This window comes from Candidatus Rhodoblastus alkanivorans (assembly GCF_022760755.1).
GTDB classification, from domain to species: Bacteria; Pseudomonadota; Alphaproteobacteria; order Rhizobiales; family Beijerinckiaceae; genus Rhodoblastus; species Rhodoblastus alkanivorans.
Map to the genome: position 1 here is coordinate 97,391 of NZ_JAIVFP010000001.1, position 14,440 is coordinate 111,830.

Consider the following 14,440-nt stretch of genomic DNA (forward strand, 5'->3'; position numbering starts at 1 on the left):
GCGGCAAAGCCGCCTTTACATCGCGAGACAAAATAGTCGGCCCCCTTCGGTCCTCCGCCGAGGCTCCGGCCCGCAGCTCACGCTGCGGGTGCAGGTCCGCTCCGCCCGCCGCCTTCGTCGCCATGAAGGCCGCGATGGGCGCGGTCGATCCGACGAGGAAAGCCGCGATGACCACCGACCACGACGACGATTTCGAGCCGCACCACAGCTCATCCCCGACCGACCAGGTCCTCCACGAACTCCAGCTCTATGGCTACCGTCCCTTCCACGACGAACCCGATCCCAGGCCGCTTCCCGAAGCACAGATCCTCGCCGGCAGCATCGCCGACATCTTCGACGCCCTCGTGGTGGCGCTGTTAGACACCCGCCTCGAACCCGACCTCGAGGATCTGCTCTGGTCGACGGTGAACGTCTTCCACCGGGCCGTTGACCGGATCGAGCGCGAACTCGACGACAACGAGCTGGCGCAGCAGCGCTCGCAACGGGAACAGGATGGCAGTGAGGTCAAGTCCGTCGAGCTGGAGCGCCTGACGGCGGAAGGGCAGACGCTGATCGAACGCCGCAATGCCTTCGAGCTGATGCGCGACCAAGCCGCCGACCAATTCGAGCACCACACCCATTCGGTCTGGCGCCCCCGCAACGGGTCGAAGGTCAACCATCGCAACCTCACCGCGGCGATGATCGACAGCCGCGACTTCCTGGCGGCGAAGAGGCGCGCCGACAACCAAGTGCTTCTGCCCGCGGGGCCGAAGGTGGCTCTGACCGGCGGGCTCGACTTCAACGATCACCGGCTGGTCTGGGGCAAGCTCGATCAGGTCCACGCCAAGCACCCGGACATGGTGTTGCTGCACGGCGGCTCGCCCAAGGGCGCCGAGCTGATCGCCGCCAAATGGGCCGACAACCGCAAAGTCCCGCAGATAGCCTTCAAACCTGACTGGACGAAACACGCCAAGGCCGCGCCGTTCAAGCGCAATGACGCGATGTTGGAGGTGTTGCCGATCGGGGTGATGCACTTCCCCGGCACCGGCATCCAAGACAACCTTGCAGACAAGGCCAAGAAGCTCGGTATCCCGGTCTGGAAGTTCGGCGGCGCGTGAGCGCCGCCTTGCCCTTCCTGCGCAGTGACGTGGATCCACCGAGACGGATTATCGGCCTTCCGCAAAACCGCCTTTCAATCCGGTTCACCCGTGACCGCGATCCGGGCCGCACGAGCATAGTGCGCCAACTCCGCATCGTTCTCGATCAGGCCGTCGAGGAGCGCCTTCATGTCGCTCTGATCGGACGCCGATTGAAAAGGCCCTGGCTGCCGCTCGATCGCCAAAACCGCAATGGCGAGCGCCTTCTTCACCAGGTGCAGGTCGCGCCCCGTGAACTCCGCCATGCCGCGCACCTCGACCGTCACTTCGTCTCGAGAGCACACCTTAGCTGATCGGCCTGCGCACCGTGAGGGTGACGAGGTTCCACCCGCTGGCGCGGGCTTTCAGACGCGGCTCCTGCCGGCGGTCGCCATCCCTGCGTCTATCAGCGCTGATCCTTGGTCCGTCCGCGGGCCTGACGCCATCAACCCGCAAGGGGTCGGCTTACGCTGGAGCGTGCCGCCGCTCTGTCTTCGCCTTCGCGGTGATTGCCGCCCTCGGCCGGACACATCGGGCGCCTGTCGCGCGGGGATGGCCCCGCCTCAGCACAGGAGCCGGATCAATGTCTCAAGCCCTCGCATTCGCCAACGGCTGGAACCTCGCCACCACCCTCATGGTCTGCGTCGTCGTCTTCCATGCTGACACTGGCAACTACGGCGTCATGCTGGCCGCCGAATATGACGGCGATCCCGCTGCCGTCATCCACGAATTCGACCCCTTCCAACCATGAAGGGGCGAACCACCACAAAAGCTGAACCTCAGAGCGCCAGCGGGATTTCTGCTCCCGCCGGCGCCTATTTGCGGCTATATTCGTGGTCGCGCCGTGGTGGTGGTGGAAGGCGCGACCGTCAGACCTTTATCTCACGGAGCGCACCGCCATGATCATCTTCGGACCACTGCTCGTCATTGTCGGCATCGGCTTCTTCTGCTGGCTGCTGTTCAACCTCGCTGTCTTCGCGCTGCCCTTCTTCGCCGGTCTGACGATCGGCATCTGGGCCTTCCACACGGGAGCCGGCGTGCTCGGCGGCATAGCGGTGGGTGTCGTGGCCGGCGGCATAACCTTTGGCCTTGGCCAGCTCGCGCTCGCCTTTGTGCCGTGGACGTGGCTTCGGCTCCTGATCATCCTCCTTTACGTCGCGCCCGCCGCCGTCGCCGGTTACAGCGCCACGCATGGAATCGCCCAGATGGCGATGCCTTCGCCTACGTGGCAGACGATCTTCGCCGTCATCGGCGCGATCGCCGTCAGCGTCACAGCGTTCGTCCGCTTCACCGGAATGGCCGCGCCCGGACCGGCCGGACAGGGCTTGGTGCGGGGCTGACACCGTCGCGTTGGCGGGGCGGGACCAGATCAGGCATCCGGGATGCCCGCAGTCTCCGTCATCGAAGCTGCCCAGAGAGGGGCTTCGGCGGTGAAGTTCAGCCCGCCACCACAGCATGGCCGGAGTCTTGGCGGTCGTCACAGCGGCAAGGACCAGATGGCGACGCCCGGGCGACCCGGCCAACGATGCGCGTGAAATGGAGCGTGCAGCCGGAGCCTGATCTTCGAAGCGGGAGATCCGTTGGTGGCCGGGACAGGGCTCGGATCGCCGTCGCCTTCACCGGCCTGACTTTGCGGCGACTCGAAAATCGCCACGTTCCCCTTGATGTCAGCTCTGTCGGGCCGAGCGCACCGAACGGCCTCTTCGATGGACTGATCTGGCCGAAGGCCGGCTAAAGCCTCGACCGCCTAAGGCGCAACAGCGGCGTCACAACTTTCTTCCCCTGCCGGCTGCGCCGCCATTCCTCGCGAAACAAGAAAGTTCCTCCTTTGCTGTCGAGCCCCTTCGGGGTGCGCCGTCGATCTCCTCCGGCCCGTCGATCACCATCGAGGCCGCAATGGTGCGGGCTCGGAAACAGAGATTAAGGAGAACTACCATGGCGACCATCGGCACCTTCAAGAAGTCCGGCTCGAACGAATTCACCGGCGAAATCGTCACCCTCTCGGTCCAGGCCAAGAACGTCCGGATCGTCCCCGAAGCCACCCGCTCCGGCGACAACAGCCCCAGCCACCGCGTCTATGTTGGCCGGGTCGAGATCGGCGCCGCCTGGGCCAAGCGCTCCAACGAAGGCCGCGACTATCTGGGCCTCAAGCTCGACGATCCGAGCTTCACCGCCCCGATCTTCGCCAACCTGTTCGATGACGAGGACGGCGAGGGCTACAGCCTGATCTGGTCCCGCCCCAACGGCCGCCGGAGCGACTGACCTCCCTACAATGCCCCGTCCGGCCGGTCCGGGCGGGGCATCGACTTTTTCGAGAGTCCTTGGGCCGCCGTTGGCCCAGGTCGAACCGAGCGGCGCACGGCGCGAAGGCGCTATTGTTGAGGCTCGGCTGAAATCGCCGAGTCGCCATTGCGATGAGGAGCTCGCACCAGCTCGGTAGCCTCCACATCAAGCGCTTCGGCCACCTGGCCCAGGACGGTGACGCTCGCCGACACGTCGGCGCGCTCGATCGCCCCGATATACCGGGCGCTCAACCCGGCCCGCTCGGCCAACTCCTCTTGCGTCATCCCTTTCGCATGACGCAACCGACGCAGATTGATCGCCATGACCTCCTTGAGATCCATGGCGATGATGGAGCCGACGCCGGAACCATCGTTCCAGGAACGATCATTCCGATTCGTCCGCGGGTTATGCTATCCATCCCTGGTCTCAAGTGCCTCTGCACCGTCAATTTGAGCAACGTGATGCGCCATAAGCATCACGACACCGGCTTAATCAGGCGCGAAGTCTGTCAAAATTTGCGGTAAATGAATCCCTACTCCATTGCTTTGATCTCGACGGGGGAAAGATCGCAATGACAGAGGCGCCCTTCTGTGACCGGCCGCCGCTTACCGACCGCGTGAACGCCTATGATGAGCAACATCTGGCGATATACCTACGGTTGCTGATGGCCGAGGAAGAAGGAGCCGACTGGCGAGAGGTCGTGCTGGTGCTCTTCGGCCTCGATCCGGCGCAAGAGCCCTGCCGTGCCAAAATCGTCCATGAAAGCCACCTGGCCCGCGCCCGCTGGATGACCGAAACCGGCTATCGGCACCTGCTTCAGCCACGAGCGCAGTAAGCCGCCGCACATCCGTTGTACGGGTTGTCGTCGCGCGCGATGCAATCATAGGGTCTAGCGCAAAGCCCGCGTTTCCGGATGGTTTGAAGCTCCCCGAATAGGGGAGCAAGACGAGAGGAAACGCCATGCCCACACAGTATTGGCGCTCGCCGGAGACGATCGATCACTTGAATCGCCTCGAACGCCCCGGCTTCGCCGTCGAATTCCTGCGCCGCAACGCCGAATACCGGCGTGACTACGCCCAAATTGAGCGCCAGATCGCGCGCGATCACGTCGATGCGGAGCCCGCTCGCGCGGATTTCGCCCGACGATGGGGGTTGCGGTTTCGCTCACGACCCGAGCAACCCGGTCGGCGACGAACCCACTACCTGGCTGCCGGAACTGTCTCCCGGCACGCTGCTGCTCGATGCAGCGCCGAGCGGATTCGCGCCTGTGGCCCTTGACCCATCCCAGCTCGGCTCGATCGTCGCTGACCGGACCGATGATGAGGGTCGTGAGGTCGTAATCGTCGATGGGTCCGGCGAGCTTCACATCCGGCTCAACAGCGATCTGGCCGTTCGACGCCCCATGATTCTCCTGCCGCTCGGCGCCGCATCGGTCGATCTCCGACTCGATGTCGCGTCGCGTTTCATCCGCAAGGTAGGCGGCCAAACCATCGGCCTTCTCCCACGGGCGTTGCGACTGACCGCGCAGCGGAAGCGCCGTCTCGTCCAGCTTCTTCACGCCTTCGACGTTCACGACATGGGCGGGGGTCCTCGCGACGTCGCGGAGATCATCCTGCATTCGGACCAGGCCCAACTTCCATCTGTCGAGTGGAAAGACTCCCACGCGCGACGCTCGGCCAATCGTCTGATCCACGACTCGATCGCGCTCGTCGAACGCGGCTATCTCAAATTTCTGCGCGGCGGCTGATCAGTCCCATAGTCGGCTTTCAGCGCGCACCGTTCCTCCATTCATCCCTGCTTCCAGTGACGAATTGGACCATCGTCCGCTCATGGTCGCGCGAAGGGGGACACACCTTTCCGAAAATCTTCGTCCACCCCCAACGCCTGATCCCTCCGCCACCGTGACCCCGACATGCCGCGACTTGGCCGCGGCGCTTCGAGGCAAGACGGAGGCTTCCCATGCTCGACAGGTCCGCGCAGCTCGCCACTCGCTACGTCCGAACCCATGAGGCGGCGCGCCTCCTCGGCATCTCGCCGCGCACCCTGGAAAAGTATCGCTGTCACGGCAGCGGCCCGACCTTTCGCAAGCTCGGCGGTCGCGTGGTGTACGCGGTGGGCGATCTCGAAGCCTGGGCCGACCAAGCCGCCTGCCGTTCGACCTCGGACCCCCGCTACGCCGAGGCCCGCGCCGCCGGCCACGCGCATCGCTGAGGCGCTCGCCGATGTCGTCGCGCCGCCTCATCACCGCCAGCGAACGGAGCAAGCTCGAACCGTTCGTCGTCGCCACCGGCGACGCCAGTCCGCGCGACCAGCGCGACCTGATGGAGCGGCCGTTCTTCTCGCTGGCCAAAGCCAGGCGCACGACCCCCATTCTCTATCAAGCCGGCGACGTCCGCGTCGAGGTCTACGCGGCGCTCGAGTTCGGCATGGCCACCATCTGGGACGCCGATGTCCTTATCTGGGCGGCGAGCCAGATCGTCGAGGCCGAAAACCTTGGTTTCAAGACATCGCGCTTTCTGCGCTTCACGCCCTATCAGCTCCTGACCGCGATCGGCCGTCAAACCGGCTCCCGCGATTACAAGCTCCTGAAGTGCGCGCTCGCGCGCCTGCAGTCGACCGTCATCCGCACGACGATTCGCAACGGCGAGCACTGGCGGCGACACCAGTTCTCCTGGATCAACGAGTGGGAGGAATGCACGACGCGCGACGGTCGCGTGGAGGGGATGGAGTTCGTCCTTCCCGACTGGTTCTATCGCGGCATCGTCGACCGCTCGCTCGTTCTCACGATCGACCCGGCCTATTTCCGCCTCACCGGCGGTATCGAGCGGTGGCTCTATCGCGTCGCCCGCAAACACGCCGGCCGCCAGCCCCGAGGCTGGTTGTTCGAGCTCGCGCACCTACACGAAAAATCCGGCAGCCTCGCCAAGCTCGCCGACTTCGCCTTCGATCTCCGCCGGATCTCCGCGCGCCAGCCGCTCCCCGGCTACCGGCTGCGCGTCGAGCGCGATGGCCGGCGCGAGATGCTGCGCATCCTGCCTGCCGGCTTATCCACAGGGCCTGTGGATATCGCTGTGAATGCGGTCGGGACTTCGGGCGTTCCCGCTATCGGGACTTCAGGCGTGCGTCTATCGGGACTTCGGGAGTGCAAACCGCAGCTAACCCTCTGGCCCGAAAATACGATTCCCGGCCTTAACTTAGAGTCTAACTCAGAATCTAACTCTTGTTGTTGGCCCGCGCGATCGGCGGACAAACGCGTCTGCGGACCGAATTTCGAGCCCTCACAACGACAGCCGTCGCTGCCCTTCAGCCGCAAGCCGGGAGGGAAGAGATGATCGTCGCCCTCCTCAACCAGAAGGGCGGCGTCGGCAAAACGACGCTCGCGCTGCACCTCGCCGGCGAATGGGCGCTGCATGGCAAGCGCGTCACGCTGATCGACGCCGACCCCCAGGGTTCAGCGCTCGATTGGTCGCAGCAGCGGGCAAGGGAAAACGTCTCACGGCTGTTCGGCGTCGTCGGCCTCGCGCGCGACACGCTCCACCGCGAGGCGCCCGAGATCGCGCGCACTGTCGACCACATCGTCATCGACGGTCCGCCGCGCGTCGCCGGGCTGATGCGTTCGGCGCTGCTCGCTGCCGATCTGGTGCTGATCCCTGTCCAGCCGTCGCCGCTCGATGGCTGGGCCTCCGCCGAGATGCTCGGCCTGCTGCGCGAGGCGCGCATCTACCGCCCGCAGCTCGCCGCGCGTTTCGTGCTGAATCGTTGCGGCGCCCGCACTGTCATCGCCCGCGAGACGGCCGAGACCTTGGCCGATCACGATCCGCCGGTGCTCGCCAGCACGATAGGCCAGCGCGTCGTCTTCGCCGACGCCGCGCAATCGGGCCGCCTGGTCTTCGAACTGGCGCAGCAGGGCGTCGCCGCGCGCGAGATCGCCGCGATGGCCGCCGAGGTCGCGAGGATCGCGCCGTGAGCGAACGGTCCACCAGACGTGGCTTCGCATCCCGACCCGGCGACGCCGAGAATTGGATCAAGGCCCCTGAAGCGAACGCCAGACGGTCGGAAGACACCTCCGCCTTCAGCGCACGGCTGACGATCGACGTCACCCCGGCGCTGCGCGGCCGCATCAAGGTCGCCGCCTTCCGGCGCGGCATCACCGTCGCCGACATGCTCCGCGACCTCCTCTCACGCGAATTCCCCGCCGATCCCGGAGAGTCCTCATGAACGACAACGAGCAGTCGCCGCCGCGCGTCGTGCCGCCGTCGCATCGGCGCACCGTCGCACTGACCCATGTCGAGCTGACCTGGATCGAGAAGACGATCGAGCATTGGCTGCGCTTCGGCCGGCGCGCCGAGGAGAAGATCGTCGATCGCCGCCGCAGCGTCTCCAGCTTCAAGCCGGGCAGCATCTTCGCCTTCGTGCGTTGGGCGTCGAACGACTTCGGCACGATCGTCTCGCGCATGGACATCGTGCGCGCGGTCGAGCCCGGCGTCCGCTATCAGACGCTGCCCTTTGTCCGCCCCGGCGGCGAGATCCTGCTCCGCGTCGATGGCTGGCCGAAGGTCGAGCGCGTGTTGCAGGCGATCGATGCGGTCGAAGCGCTCGACATCGATCCCGCTGACGCCGCGCCGGAATACTGGCGTCACCTCCACAACCGCCTCGCTGCTGGGCATGAGCCGCGCGCCTACACGCGCGCGCAACATGCCGCCTGGCTCAAGCGCCGGAGCGTCGCGCCATGACCCGCTTCGGCTACGTCATGACGACGTACTTCGCGATGCTCGGTATCGGCGCCCTCGCGTTCTTCCACCCGGCGCCACGGCTGATCTGGAACGCCACGGCAAGCACCCCGACCGGGCTCTATGCGCTGCATCCACTCGGTACGCTCCACACGCTCGAACTCGTCGTCGTGCGCCCACCCGAGCCGATTGCGAGCTACCTCGCCGACGGCGGCTTCCTGCCCAAGGGCGTGCCGCTGCTCAAGCACGTCATTGCGCTACCCGGACAGACCGTTTGTCGGGACGGCGACGTCGTCACCGTCGATCAGGTCGAGGTCGGCGTCGCTCATGACCGCGATCACCTCCGCCGTCCACTGCCGCGCTGGAGCGGCTGCCGCGTGCTGCGGCCGGGCGAGGTCTTCCTCATGAACCCCACCGTGCCGGACAGCCTGGATGGCCGCTATTTCGGCCCGCTCCCCGCCGCTTCGATCGTCGCGCGCGCGGTCCCGTTGTGGACCGACGAAGCCGGCGACGGCCGCTTCGTATGGCGCGCCGCCACCGATTGATCCGCTTCCAAACCCGCCAACCCAGGAGGTTCCCATGGCGCAGATCGGTCACTTCACCCGCGACAAATCCGGCTTCACCGGACGCATTCAGACGCTCTTCTTCTACCGCGACCTCTCCCTCGTTCCGGCCGAATCTTCCGATGCCGAGAATGCGCCCGACTTTCGGGTCCACCTTGGCGATGCCGACGGCCCGGAAATCGGCGCGGGCTGGAAACGCACCGGCGAAAAGGCAGGCGAATACGTCTCGCTCGTCATCGATGACCCGGCGCTGCATCAGCCGATCCGCGCCAATCTCTTCCAGTCCGGCGACGACAAGTCTGCGTGGGTGCTGAACTGGAACCGCCCGCCCAAGCGCGGCCAGCGGGATTGAGCGCATGCGGGCCGCTCTCATCATGCTCGTCGGGGCGACGGCGTTCGGCATGCCCGCCGTCGTCGCTCACGCTCAGACCGCTCGGATCGAGCTGCACGCGCCGAGCGATCTCTATGCGGGGCTCATCGCGGAGGCGGCCCAGCGCTTCGGCATTCCGGCGGCGTGGATACGGGCGATCATGCGGGTCGAGAGCCGTGGCGATCGGCGCGCGATCTCGCCCAAGGGGGCGATCGGGTTGATGCAGCTCATGCCCGACACCTGGGCGGCGCTGCGCGCTCGGTACGGTCTTGGTCGCGATCCGTTCGATGCACACGACAACATCCTCGCGGGCGCGGCCTTCCTGCGCGAAATGCACGACCGCTACGGATCGCCGGGCTTCCTCGCGGCCTACAATGCCGGACCCGGTCGCTACGAAGACTATCGCGATAGGCACCGCCCGTTGCCGGCCGAGACGGTCGCTTATGTCGCGGCGCTCGTCCCTTTTGTCGGGGACGGCGCGATCGATGGGCCTGTCCTCGTGGCGGCCTCCGGTCCGTTGTCCTGGATGCAAGCGCCGCTGTTCATAACGCGGCCGGCAAGCGCTGAACCTGCCGATCGCGCGACATCCAAGCAGCCGCCGAGCGACACGTCGGCCGTCGTCGCGGTGCACGATCTCTCCGCCATCGCGCCGCAATCCACCGGTCTGTTCGTCTCAGTTTCAGCAGCGGGACCGAAGCGATGATGGTGCTGCTGCCCCGCAATCACGCCGCGCTCTTGCTTCGGCCCGCATGCGCCTTCCTTGGCGGCGCGACGGCGTTCGGCGTCTCGATAGGCTACCCCGGGGCTCTCGGATGCGGTTTCGCAGGCTGGCGCGGCGCAGCGTCCTTCCGGGAAGAAGGAAGGGCGGACAGGGGAGGCGTGCAGGAACCGACCGACAGAGGGCCAGATAAAAGGCCGCAAGGTGCGGCTCTGTCGGTCGGTTGTTTTTGCTTGTGTTTTTCGTCGATCGCGCAACGTGCTGCCCCGGCGCGCAAGGTGCGCGGCGCCGTCAACGCATTGCCCACCCTCTGTTTTTCGCACATTGCCGGGGCCGGCGATGGCTGAGGAGAACGACTTCCAGCCCCGGCCAGGCCGTATCCGCTCTTCGCGCAGTCAGCGGGCAAAGCCTTTCATCGCCCAGGCGCTCGCCGCCGCCCAGCGCGCCGGCGGCGGCGTATCGCGGCAAGGTCTGCTCAGAAGCTCCAACCGCTCGACCTTCGGCCGCGGCCGTATCGCCGCTGTCCGGGCGAACCATCTGCTGACGAGCCGCTCGCGCCTGGTGACGGTGAAGGCCCGCGTCGTGCGCCACACCGCCCGGGCGGCGCCGCTCGGCGCACATCTCGGCTACCTCCGGCGCGAGGGCGTCACCCGGGACGGGGACAAGGCGCGGCTGTTCGGCCCGGAGACCGAGGACGCCGACCCCCAGGCCTTCGCCGAACGGTGCGAAAAGGATCGGCATCACTTCCGGTTCATCGTCTCACCCGAGGACGCGCCGGAGATTGCCGACCTCAAGGGCTATGCCCGGGAGCTGGTCGGCCAGATGGAGAAGGACCTCGGCACCAAGCTCGATTGGGTCGCCGTCGATCACTGGAACACGCAGCATCCGCACGTCCACATCATCGTGCGCGGCGTTGCCGACGACGGCCAAGACCTCGTCATCTCCCGCGATTACATCAAGGAGGGGATGCGCGCCCGCGCCCAGGACCTGGTCACGCGGGAGCTGGGGCTGCGGAGCGACCTCGATATCCACCAAGCGCTCGAGCGTCAGGTCGAGGCCGAGCGCTGGACCCAGCTCGACCGCCAGCTCATCCGTGACGGCGGCCGACATGGCGTCATCGACGTTGCGCCCTCTCCGGGCCAGGAGCCGGACCCGTTCCATTCACTGAAGGTCGGCCGCCTGGGGCATCTGGAGAGCCTCGGCCTCGCCCATCAGATCGGAGCCGGCCAGTGGACGATGGACGAGGCGGCCGAGACCACGCTCCGTGAACTCGGCGAGCGCGGCGACATCATCAAGCGGATACATCGGGGCTTGCGAGAGCACGGTATCGAGCGCGCGGCCGGGAGCTATGTGCTCGCCGGCGAGAGCCTCGACGTGCCCGTCATCGGTCGGCTGGTCGATCGCGGCCTCGACGACGAGTTGAAAGGCACCGCCTATGCCGTCATCGACGGCGTCGACGGCCGCACCCACCACATCAAATTCCCCGACCTCGACGCCACCGGCGACAGCGCGCCCGGCTCGATCGTAGAGCTGAGGAAGTTCGACGACGCGCAAGGGCGTCGCCGCGTCGCGCTCGCCGTGCGGTCGGACCTCGCCATCGAGGATCAGGTGACGGCCAGCGGCGCGACTTGGCTCGACCGTCAAGCGGTCTCGCGTGATCCGGTCGACCTTAGCCAGACGGGCTTCGGCGCCGAGATCCGCGATGCGCTGGAGCGGCGGGCCGACCAGCTCATCGACCAAGGGCTGGCCGAGCGACAGGCGCGGGGCATCACCTTCTCCCAGGGCCTGATCGGCACGCTCCGCCGCCGGGAAGTCGAAGCCTTGGGCGAGCGGCTTGCGGCCGAGACGGGCCAGACCTTCAACCAGGCCGCCTCCGGCGAGTACGTCGCCGGATCATACCGTCAGCGCTTTGCGCTCGCCTCCGGCCGGTTCGCCATGATCGACGACGGCCTCGGCTTTCGGCTCGTGCCCTGGACCCCATCGCTTGAGAAGCATCTCGGCCGCCACGTCTCCGGCGTCGCCCGCGATGATGGCGGCGTCGACTGGGGCTTCGGCCGCAATCGGGGACTTGGCCTGTGAGCGCCGCCTCCCATCATCGATCTCAGGAAAGGACGACCGGTATGTCGGCGACGAAGATACTCTGGGGCCAGATCATCACCGTCTTCGGGATCGTCCTCTTGACGATCTGGACCGCGACGGAATGGACCGCCTGGCGGCTCGGCTTTCAGCCCGAACTCGGCCGTCCCTGGTTCGAGATTCTGCATTTCCCGTTCTATCTGCCACCGGCCTTCTTCTGGTGGTGGTACGCCTACGACGCCTACGCTCCCTCGATCTTCATTGAGGGCGCCTATATCGCCGCGTCTGGCGGGATCATCGCCGCGGCCGTCGCCATCGGCATGTCGGTTTGGCGGGCTCGCGAAGCGAAGAATGCCGAGACCTACGGCTCCGCACGATGGGCGCAACCGAAGGAGATCGAGGAGGCCGGCCTGCTCGGTCCCGATGGCGTTGTGCTCGGCCGCTATCAACGCAGCTATCTCCGCCACGACGGCCCCGAGCATGTGCTGTGCTTTGCGCCGACCCGAAGCGGCAAGGGCGTGGGCCTCGTCATCCCGTCGCTGCTGACCTGGCCAGGTTCGGCGATCGTCCACGACATCAAGGGCGAGAACTGGCAGCTCACCGCTGGCTTCCGCGCCCAGCATGGTCGCGTGCTGCTGTTCGATCCGACCAACGCGAAGTCTTCGGCCTACAATCCGCTGCTCGAGGTCAGGCGCGGCGAGTGGGAGGTGCGCGACGTCCAGAACATCGCCGACATCCTGGTCGACCCCGAAGGCAGCCTGGAAAAGCGGAACCATTGGGAGAAGACCAGCCACGCGCTGCTGGTCGGCGCCATCCTGCACGTCCTTTATGCCGAAGAGGACAAGACGCTGGCCGGCGTTGCGTCCTTCCTGTCGGATCCCAAGCGACCGATCGAGTCGACGCTCTCCGCCATGATGCGAACGCCGCACCTCGGCGAAGCCGGCGTCCATCCTGTCGTCGCCTCTGCCGCGCGGGAGCTGCTGAACAAGTCTGGCAACGAAAGGTCCGGCGTGCTGAGCACGGCCATGTCATTCCTCGGCCTCTATCGCGATCCCGTGGTCGCCGAGGTGACGCGGCGCTGCGACTGGCGCATCGGCGACATCGTCGCCGGCGAGCGGCCCACTACGCTCTACCTCGTGGTGCCGCCGTCCGACATCAACCGGACCAAGCCGCTGATCCGCCTGATCCTCAATCAGGTCGGCCGGCGGCTGACCGAGGACCTGCAGGCCAAGGTCGGGCGACGCCGGCTCCTCCTGATGCTGGACGAGTTCCCGGCGCTCGGTCGCCTCGACTTCTTCGAGTCGGCGCTCGCCTTCATGGCGGGCTACGGCATCAAGAGCTTTCTCATCGCCCAGTCGCTGAACCAGATCGAGAAGGCCTACGGCCCCAACAACTCGATCCTCGACAACTGCCACGTCCGGGTCAGCTTCGCGACCAACGACGAGCGGACGGCCAAGCGGGTGAGCGATGCGCTCGGCACCGCGACCGAGATGAAGGCGATGAAGAACTATGCCGGGAGCCGGCTGTCGCCTTGGCTCGGGCATCTGATGGTGTCGCGCTCGGAGACCGCGCGTCCATTGCTGACGCCCGGCGAGGTCATGCAGCTCCCACCCACTGACGAGATCGTCATGGTGTCGGGTGTCCATCCGATCCGGGCGAAGAAGGCCCGCTACTACGAGGATGGACGGTTTCAGGAGCGGATCGTGGCGCCGCTCGTCCCGGCGCGGCCGAAGGAGGGGCGCCCCGACGACTGGAGTTCGCGCCCTTTGCCGCCCCGGCCACCGTCGCCAGCGGCGGCCGATGGCGAGGACGCCGACGATGAGAATCCGAAGAACGCCGATCGCCGGAAGCAGCCGGAGCTCAGCCAAGGAACGGTCGAGAAGCAGGCGCCGATCGAGAATGAATTCGTGCTCGACCAACCCGACGACATGGAGGAGGAGGCGCCGCGGATCGGTCGCATGAACGATCTCATGCAGGGCCTTGCGCGGCAGGCGTCGCTCGATCCGGGCGACGACCTCGGCATGTGAGGCGCGCATGGCCATGGCGAAGAAGAAGGCTCAGCTCTCGGTCTATCTCGATCCGGATGTCATGCAGGCCTTGTCTGCCTATGCCGCGCGTCGGGACCAATCGATGTCGCTGATCGCCGAAGCCGCGATCGCCTCGTTCCTGTCGCCAGATGCGGACGAGCGGAAGGAGGCGGCGATCGCCAAACGGCTCGACCAGCAGGACCGCCGCCTGGCGCGGCTCGAGCGTGATGTCGGAATCGGTGTCGAGACGCTGGCGCTGTTCATCCGCTTTTGGCTCAACACCACGCCGCCGCTTCCCGAACCGGCGGCCAAGGCCGCGCGAGCGCAGGCCGGAGCGCGCTACGACGCTTTTGTCGCCACGCTTGGTCGACGCCTCAACGAAGGGCCGAAGCTGCGCCAAGAGATTCCGGACGACGTTTCCGACGTATCGGCCAGCGTCGCCCGCGAGTCGTAGTTTCCAATACAGGATCGCTCGGAGACATCACGAACGACGTTGTCTCCACTGACGAGCTACCGCACCCAGCAAGTATTTTTTCTCTCCAATACGCTTGCCCCCTA

General features: G+C 66.4%; 20 protein-coding genes and 1 pseudogene. 19 read left to right on the plus strand and 2 right to left on the minus strand.

The window, feature by feature from the left end:
* The first annotated feature begins 167 nt into the window (after positions 1-167).
* Positions 168-1,097: a DUF2493 domain-containing protein gene (locus tag K2U94_RS00360; protein ID WP_243065320.1), complete on the plus strand. Its 930-nt coding sequence runs from the start codon at positions 168-170 to the stop codon at positions 1,095-1,097.
* Between the two features lie 74 nt (positions 1,098-1,171).
* On the opposite strand, the gene K2U94_RS00365 is transcribed toward K2U94_RS00360, so the two are convergent.
* Entirely contained in the window at positions 1,172-1,402 is a 231-nt protein-coding gene (locus K2U94_RS00365) for a hypothetical protein (RefSeq protein WP_243065321.1), read from the minus strand.
* Between the two features lie 296 nt (positions 1,403-1,698).
* Between K2U94_RS00365 and K2U94_RS00370 the strand changes: the two genes are divergently transcribed.
* From K2U94_RS00370 to K2U94_RS00380, 3 genes are all read left to right on the plus strand, one after another.
* The gene (locus tag K2U94_RS00370) at positions 1,699-1,866 is read left to right on the plus strand and encodes a hypothetical protein (protein WP_235704412.1); all 168 of its coding nucleotides are present in this window, start codon (positions 1,699-1,701) and stop codon (positions 1,864-1,866) included.
* 148 nt (positions 1,867-2,014) lie between these two features.
* On the plus strand, positions 2,015-2,455 hold the full coding sequence (locus K2U94_RS00375; protein ID WP_243065322.1) for a hypothetical protein: 441 nt from the start codon (positions 2,015-2,017) through the stop codon (positions 2,453-2,455).
* Between the two features lie 595 nt (positions 2,456-3,050).
* Complete coding sequence (locus K2U94_RS00380) at positions 3,051-3,377, plus strand: DUF736 domain-containing protein (protein ID WP_243065323.1); 327 nt, start codon at positions 3,051-3,053, stop codon at positions 3,375-3,377.
* 110 nt (positions 3,378-3,487) lie between these two features.
* Here K2U94_RS00380 and K2U94_RS00385 read toward each other — a convergent pair whose 3' ends face one another.
* A complete protein-coding gene (locus tag K2U94_RS00385) occupies positions 3,488-3,739 on the minus strand; it encodes a helix-turn-helix domain-containing protein (protein WP_188582857.1) in 252 nt (83 codons plus the stop codon).
* A 230-nt stretch (positions 3,740-3,969) separates the two neighbouring features.
* Here K2U94_RS00385 and K2U94_RS00390 point away from each other — a divergent pair, with 230 nt between their 5' ends.
* From K2U94_RS00390 to K2U94_RS00460, 15 genes and pseudogenes are all read left to right on the plus strand, one after another.
* Positions 3,970-4,233, plus strand: coding sequence for a DNA -binding domain-containing protein (locus tag K2U94_RS00390; protein WP_188582764.1), 264 nt, complete (start codon positions 3,970-3,972; stop codon positions 4,231-4,233).
* Between the two features lie 125 nt (positions 4,234-4,358).
* Positions 4,359-4,502: pseudogene (locus K2U94_RS00395) on the plus strand (transcriptional regulator domain-containing protein); the annotation flags it as partial.
* Positions 4,465-5,145 carry a DUF2285 domain-containing protein gene (locus tag K2U94_RS00400; RefSeq protein WP_243065324.1) on the plus strand — a complete coding sequence of 227 codons (681 nt, stop codon included), beginning with the start codon at positions 4,465-4,467 and terminating at the stop codon, positions 5,143-5,145. The pseudogene K2U94_RS00395 and the gene K2U94_RS00400, both read left to right, overlap by 38 nt.
* A gap of 212 nt (positions 5,146-5,357) precedes the next feature.
* Positions 5,358-5,609 carry a helix-turn-helix transcriptional regulator gene (locus tag K2U94_RS00405; RefSeq protein WP_243065325.1) on the plus strand — a complete coding sequence of 84 codons (252 nt, stop codon included), beginning with the start codon at positions 5,358-5,360 and terminating at the stop codon, positions 5,607-5,609.
* An 11-nt stretch (positions 5,610-5,620) separates the two neighbouring features.
* On the plus strand, positions 5,621-6,730 hold the full coding sequence (locus K2U94_RS00410; protein ID WP_243065326.1) for a replication initiator protein A: 1,110 nt from the start codon (positions 5,621-5,623) through the stop codon (positions 6,728-6,730).
* Entirely contained in the window at positions 6,727-7,365 is a 639-nt protein-coding gene (gene parA, locus K2U94_RS00415; RefSeq protein ID WP_243065327.1) for a ParA family partition ATPase, read from the plus strand. Before K2U94_RS00410 ends, parA begins: the two co-directional genes overlap by 4 nt.
* Complete coding sequence (locus K2U94_RS00420; RefSeq protein ID WP_243065328.1) at positions 7,362-7,616, plus strand: hypothetical protein; 255 nt, start codon at positions 7,362-7,364, stop codon at positions 7,614-7,616. Before parA ends, K2U94_RS00420 begins: the two co-directional genes overlap by 4 nt.
* Positions 7,613-8,131, plus strand: coding sequence for a DUF2840 domain-containing protein (locus tag K2U94_RS00425; protein ID WP_243065329.1), 519 nt, complete (start codon positions 7,613-7,615; stop codon positions 8,129-8,131). The genes K2U94_RS00420 and K2U94_RS00425 overlap by 4 nt, the downstream gene beginning before the upstream one ends.
* Positions 8,128-8,673 carry a S26 family signal peptidase gene (locus K2U94_RS00430; protein WP_243065330.1) on the plus strand — a complete coding sequence of 182 codons (546 nt, stop codon included), beginning with the start codon at positions 8,128-8,130 and terminating at the stop codon, positions 8,671-8,673. Before K2U94_RS00425 ends, K2U94_RS00430 begins: the two co-directional genes overlap by 4 nt.
* 34 nt (positions 8,674-8,707) lie before the next feature.
* Positions 8,708-9,043: a DUF736 domain-containing protein gene (locus tag K2U94_RS00435; RefSeq protein ID WP_243065331.1), complete on the plus strand. Its 336-nt coding sequence runs from the start codon at positions 8,708-8,710 to the stop codon at positions 9,041-9,043.
* Between the two features lie 4 nt (positions 9,044-9,047).
* Positions 9,048-9,764: a lytic transglycosylase domain-containing protein gene (locus K2U94_RS00440; RefSeq protein ID WP_243065332.1), complete on the plus strand. Its 717-nt coding sequence runs from the start codon at positions 9,048-9,050 to the stop codon at positions 9,762-9,764.
* Positions 9,761-10,126, plus strand: coding sequence for a hypothetical protein (locus K2U94_RS00445; RefSeq protein ID WP_243065333.1), 366 nt, complete (start codon positions 9,761-9,763; stop codon positions 10,124-10,126). The genes K2U94_RS00440 and K2U94_RS00445 overlap by 4 nt, the downstream gene beginning before the upstream one ends.
* Positions 10,119-11,858: a relaxase/mobilization nuclease domain-containing protein gene (locus K2U94_RS00450; RefSeq protein ID WP_243065334.1), complete on the plus strand. Its 1,740-nt coding sequence runs from the start codon at positions 10,119-10,121 to the stop codon at positions 11,856-11,858. Before K2U94_RS00445 ends, K2U94_RS00450 begins: the two co-directional genes overlap by 8 nt.
* A gap of 41 nt (positions 11,859-11,899) precedes the next feature.
* A complete protein-coding gene (locus K2U94_RS00455) occupies positions 11,900-13,882 on the plus strand; it encodes a conjugal transfer protein TraG (RefSeq protein WP_243065335.1) in 1,983 nt (660 codons plus the stop codon).
* Positions 13,883-13,889: 7 nt separating this feature from the next.
* On the plus strand, positions 13,890-14,336 hold the full coding sequence (locus tag K2U94_RS00460) for a CopG family transcriptional regulator (RefSeq protein ID WP_243065336.1): 447 nt from the start codon (positions 13,890-13,892) through the stop codon (positions 14,334-14,336).
* Positions 14,337-14,440 lie beyond the last annotated feature (104 nt).

Coding starts and splice junctions, on each gene's coding strand:
- K2U94_RS00455 (WP_243065335.1), top strand. CDS start 11,900: ATGTCGGCGACGAAGATACTCTGGGGCCAGATCATCACCGTCTTCGGG.
- K2U94_RS00390 (WP_188582764.1), top strand. CDS start 3,970: ATGACAGAGGCGCCCTTCTGTGACCGGCCGCCGCTTACCGACCGCGTG.
- K2U94_RS00380 (WP_243065323.1), top strand. CDS start 3,051: ATGGCGACCATCGGCACCTTCAAGAAGTCCGGCTCGAACGAATTCACC.
- parA (WP_243065327.1), top strand. CDS start 6,727: ATGATCGTCGCCCTCCTCAACCAGAAGGGCGGCGTCGGCAAAACGACG.
- K2U94_RS00370 (WP_235704412.1), top strand. CDS start 1,699: ATGTCTCAAGCCCTCGCATTCGCCAACGGCTGGAACCTCGCCACCACC.
- K2U94_RS00385 (WP_188582857.1), bottom strand. CDS start 3,739: ATGGATCTCAAGGAGGTCATGGCGATCAATCTGCGTCGGTTGCGTCAT.
- K2U94_RS00435 (WP_243065331.1), top strand. CDS start 8,708: ATGGCGCAGATCGGTCACTTCACCCGCGACAAATCCGGCTTCACCGGA.
- K2U94_RS00440 (WP_243065332.1), top strand. CDS start 9,048: ATGCGGGCCGCTCTCATCATGCTCGTCGGGGCGACGGCGTTCGGCATG.
- K2U94_RS00425 (WP_243065329.1), top strand. CDS start 7,613: ATGAACGACAACGAGCAGTCGCCGCCGCGCGTCGTGCCGCCGTCGCAT.
- K2U94_RS00445 (WP_243065333.1), top strand. CDS start 9,761: ATGATGGTGCTGCTGCCCCGCAATCACGCCGCGCTCTTGCTTCGGCCC.
- K2U94_RS00460 (WP_243065336.1), top strand. CDS start 13,890: ATGGCCATGGCGAAGAAGAAGGCTCAGCTCTCGGTCTATCTCGATCCG.
- K2U94_RS00450 (WP_243065334.1), top strand. CDS start 10,119: ATGGCTGAGGAGAACGACTTCCAGCCCCGGCCAGGCCGTATCCGCTCT.
- K2U94_RS00375 (WP_243065322.1), top strand. CDS start 2,015: ATGATCATCTTCGGACCACTGCTCGTCATTGTCGGCATCGGCTTCTTC.
- K2U94_RS00405 (WP_243065325.1), top strand. CDS start 5,358: ATGCTCGACAGGTCCGCGCAGCTCGCCACTCGCTACGTCCGAACCCAT.
- K2U94_RS00430 (WP_243065330.1), top strand. CDS start 8,128: ATGACCCGCTTCGGCTACGTCATGACGACGTACTTCGCGATGCTCGGT.
- K2U94_RS00360 (WP_243065320.1), top strand. CDS start 168: ATGACCACCGACCACGACGACGATTTCGAGCCGCACCACAGCTCATCC.
- K2U94_RS00410 (WP_243065326.1), top strand. CDS start 5,621: ATGTCGTCGCGCCGCCTCATCACCGCCAGCGAACGGAGCAAGCTCGAA.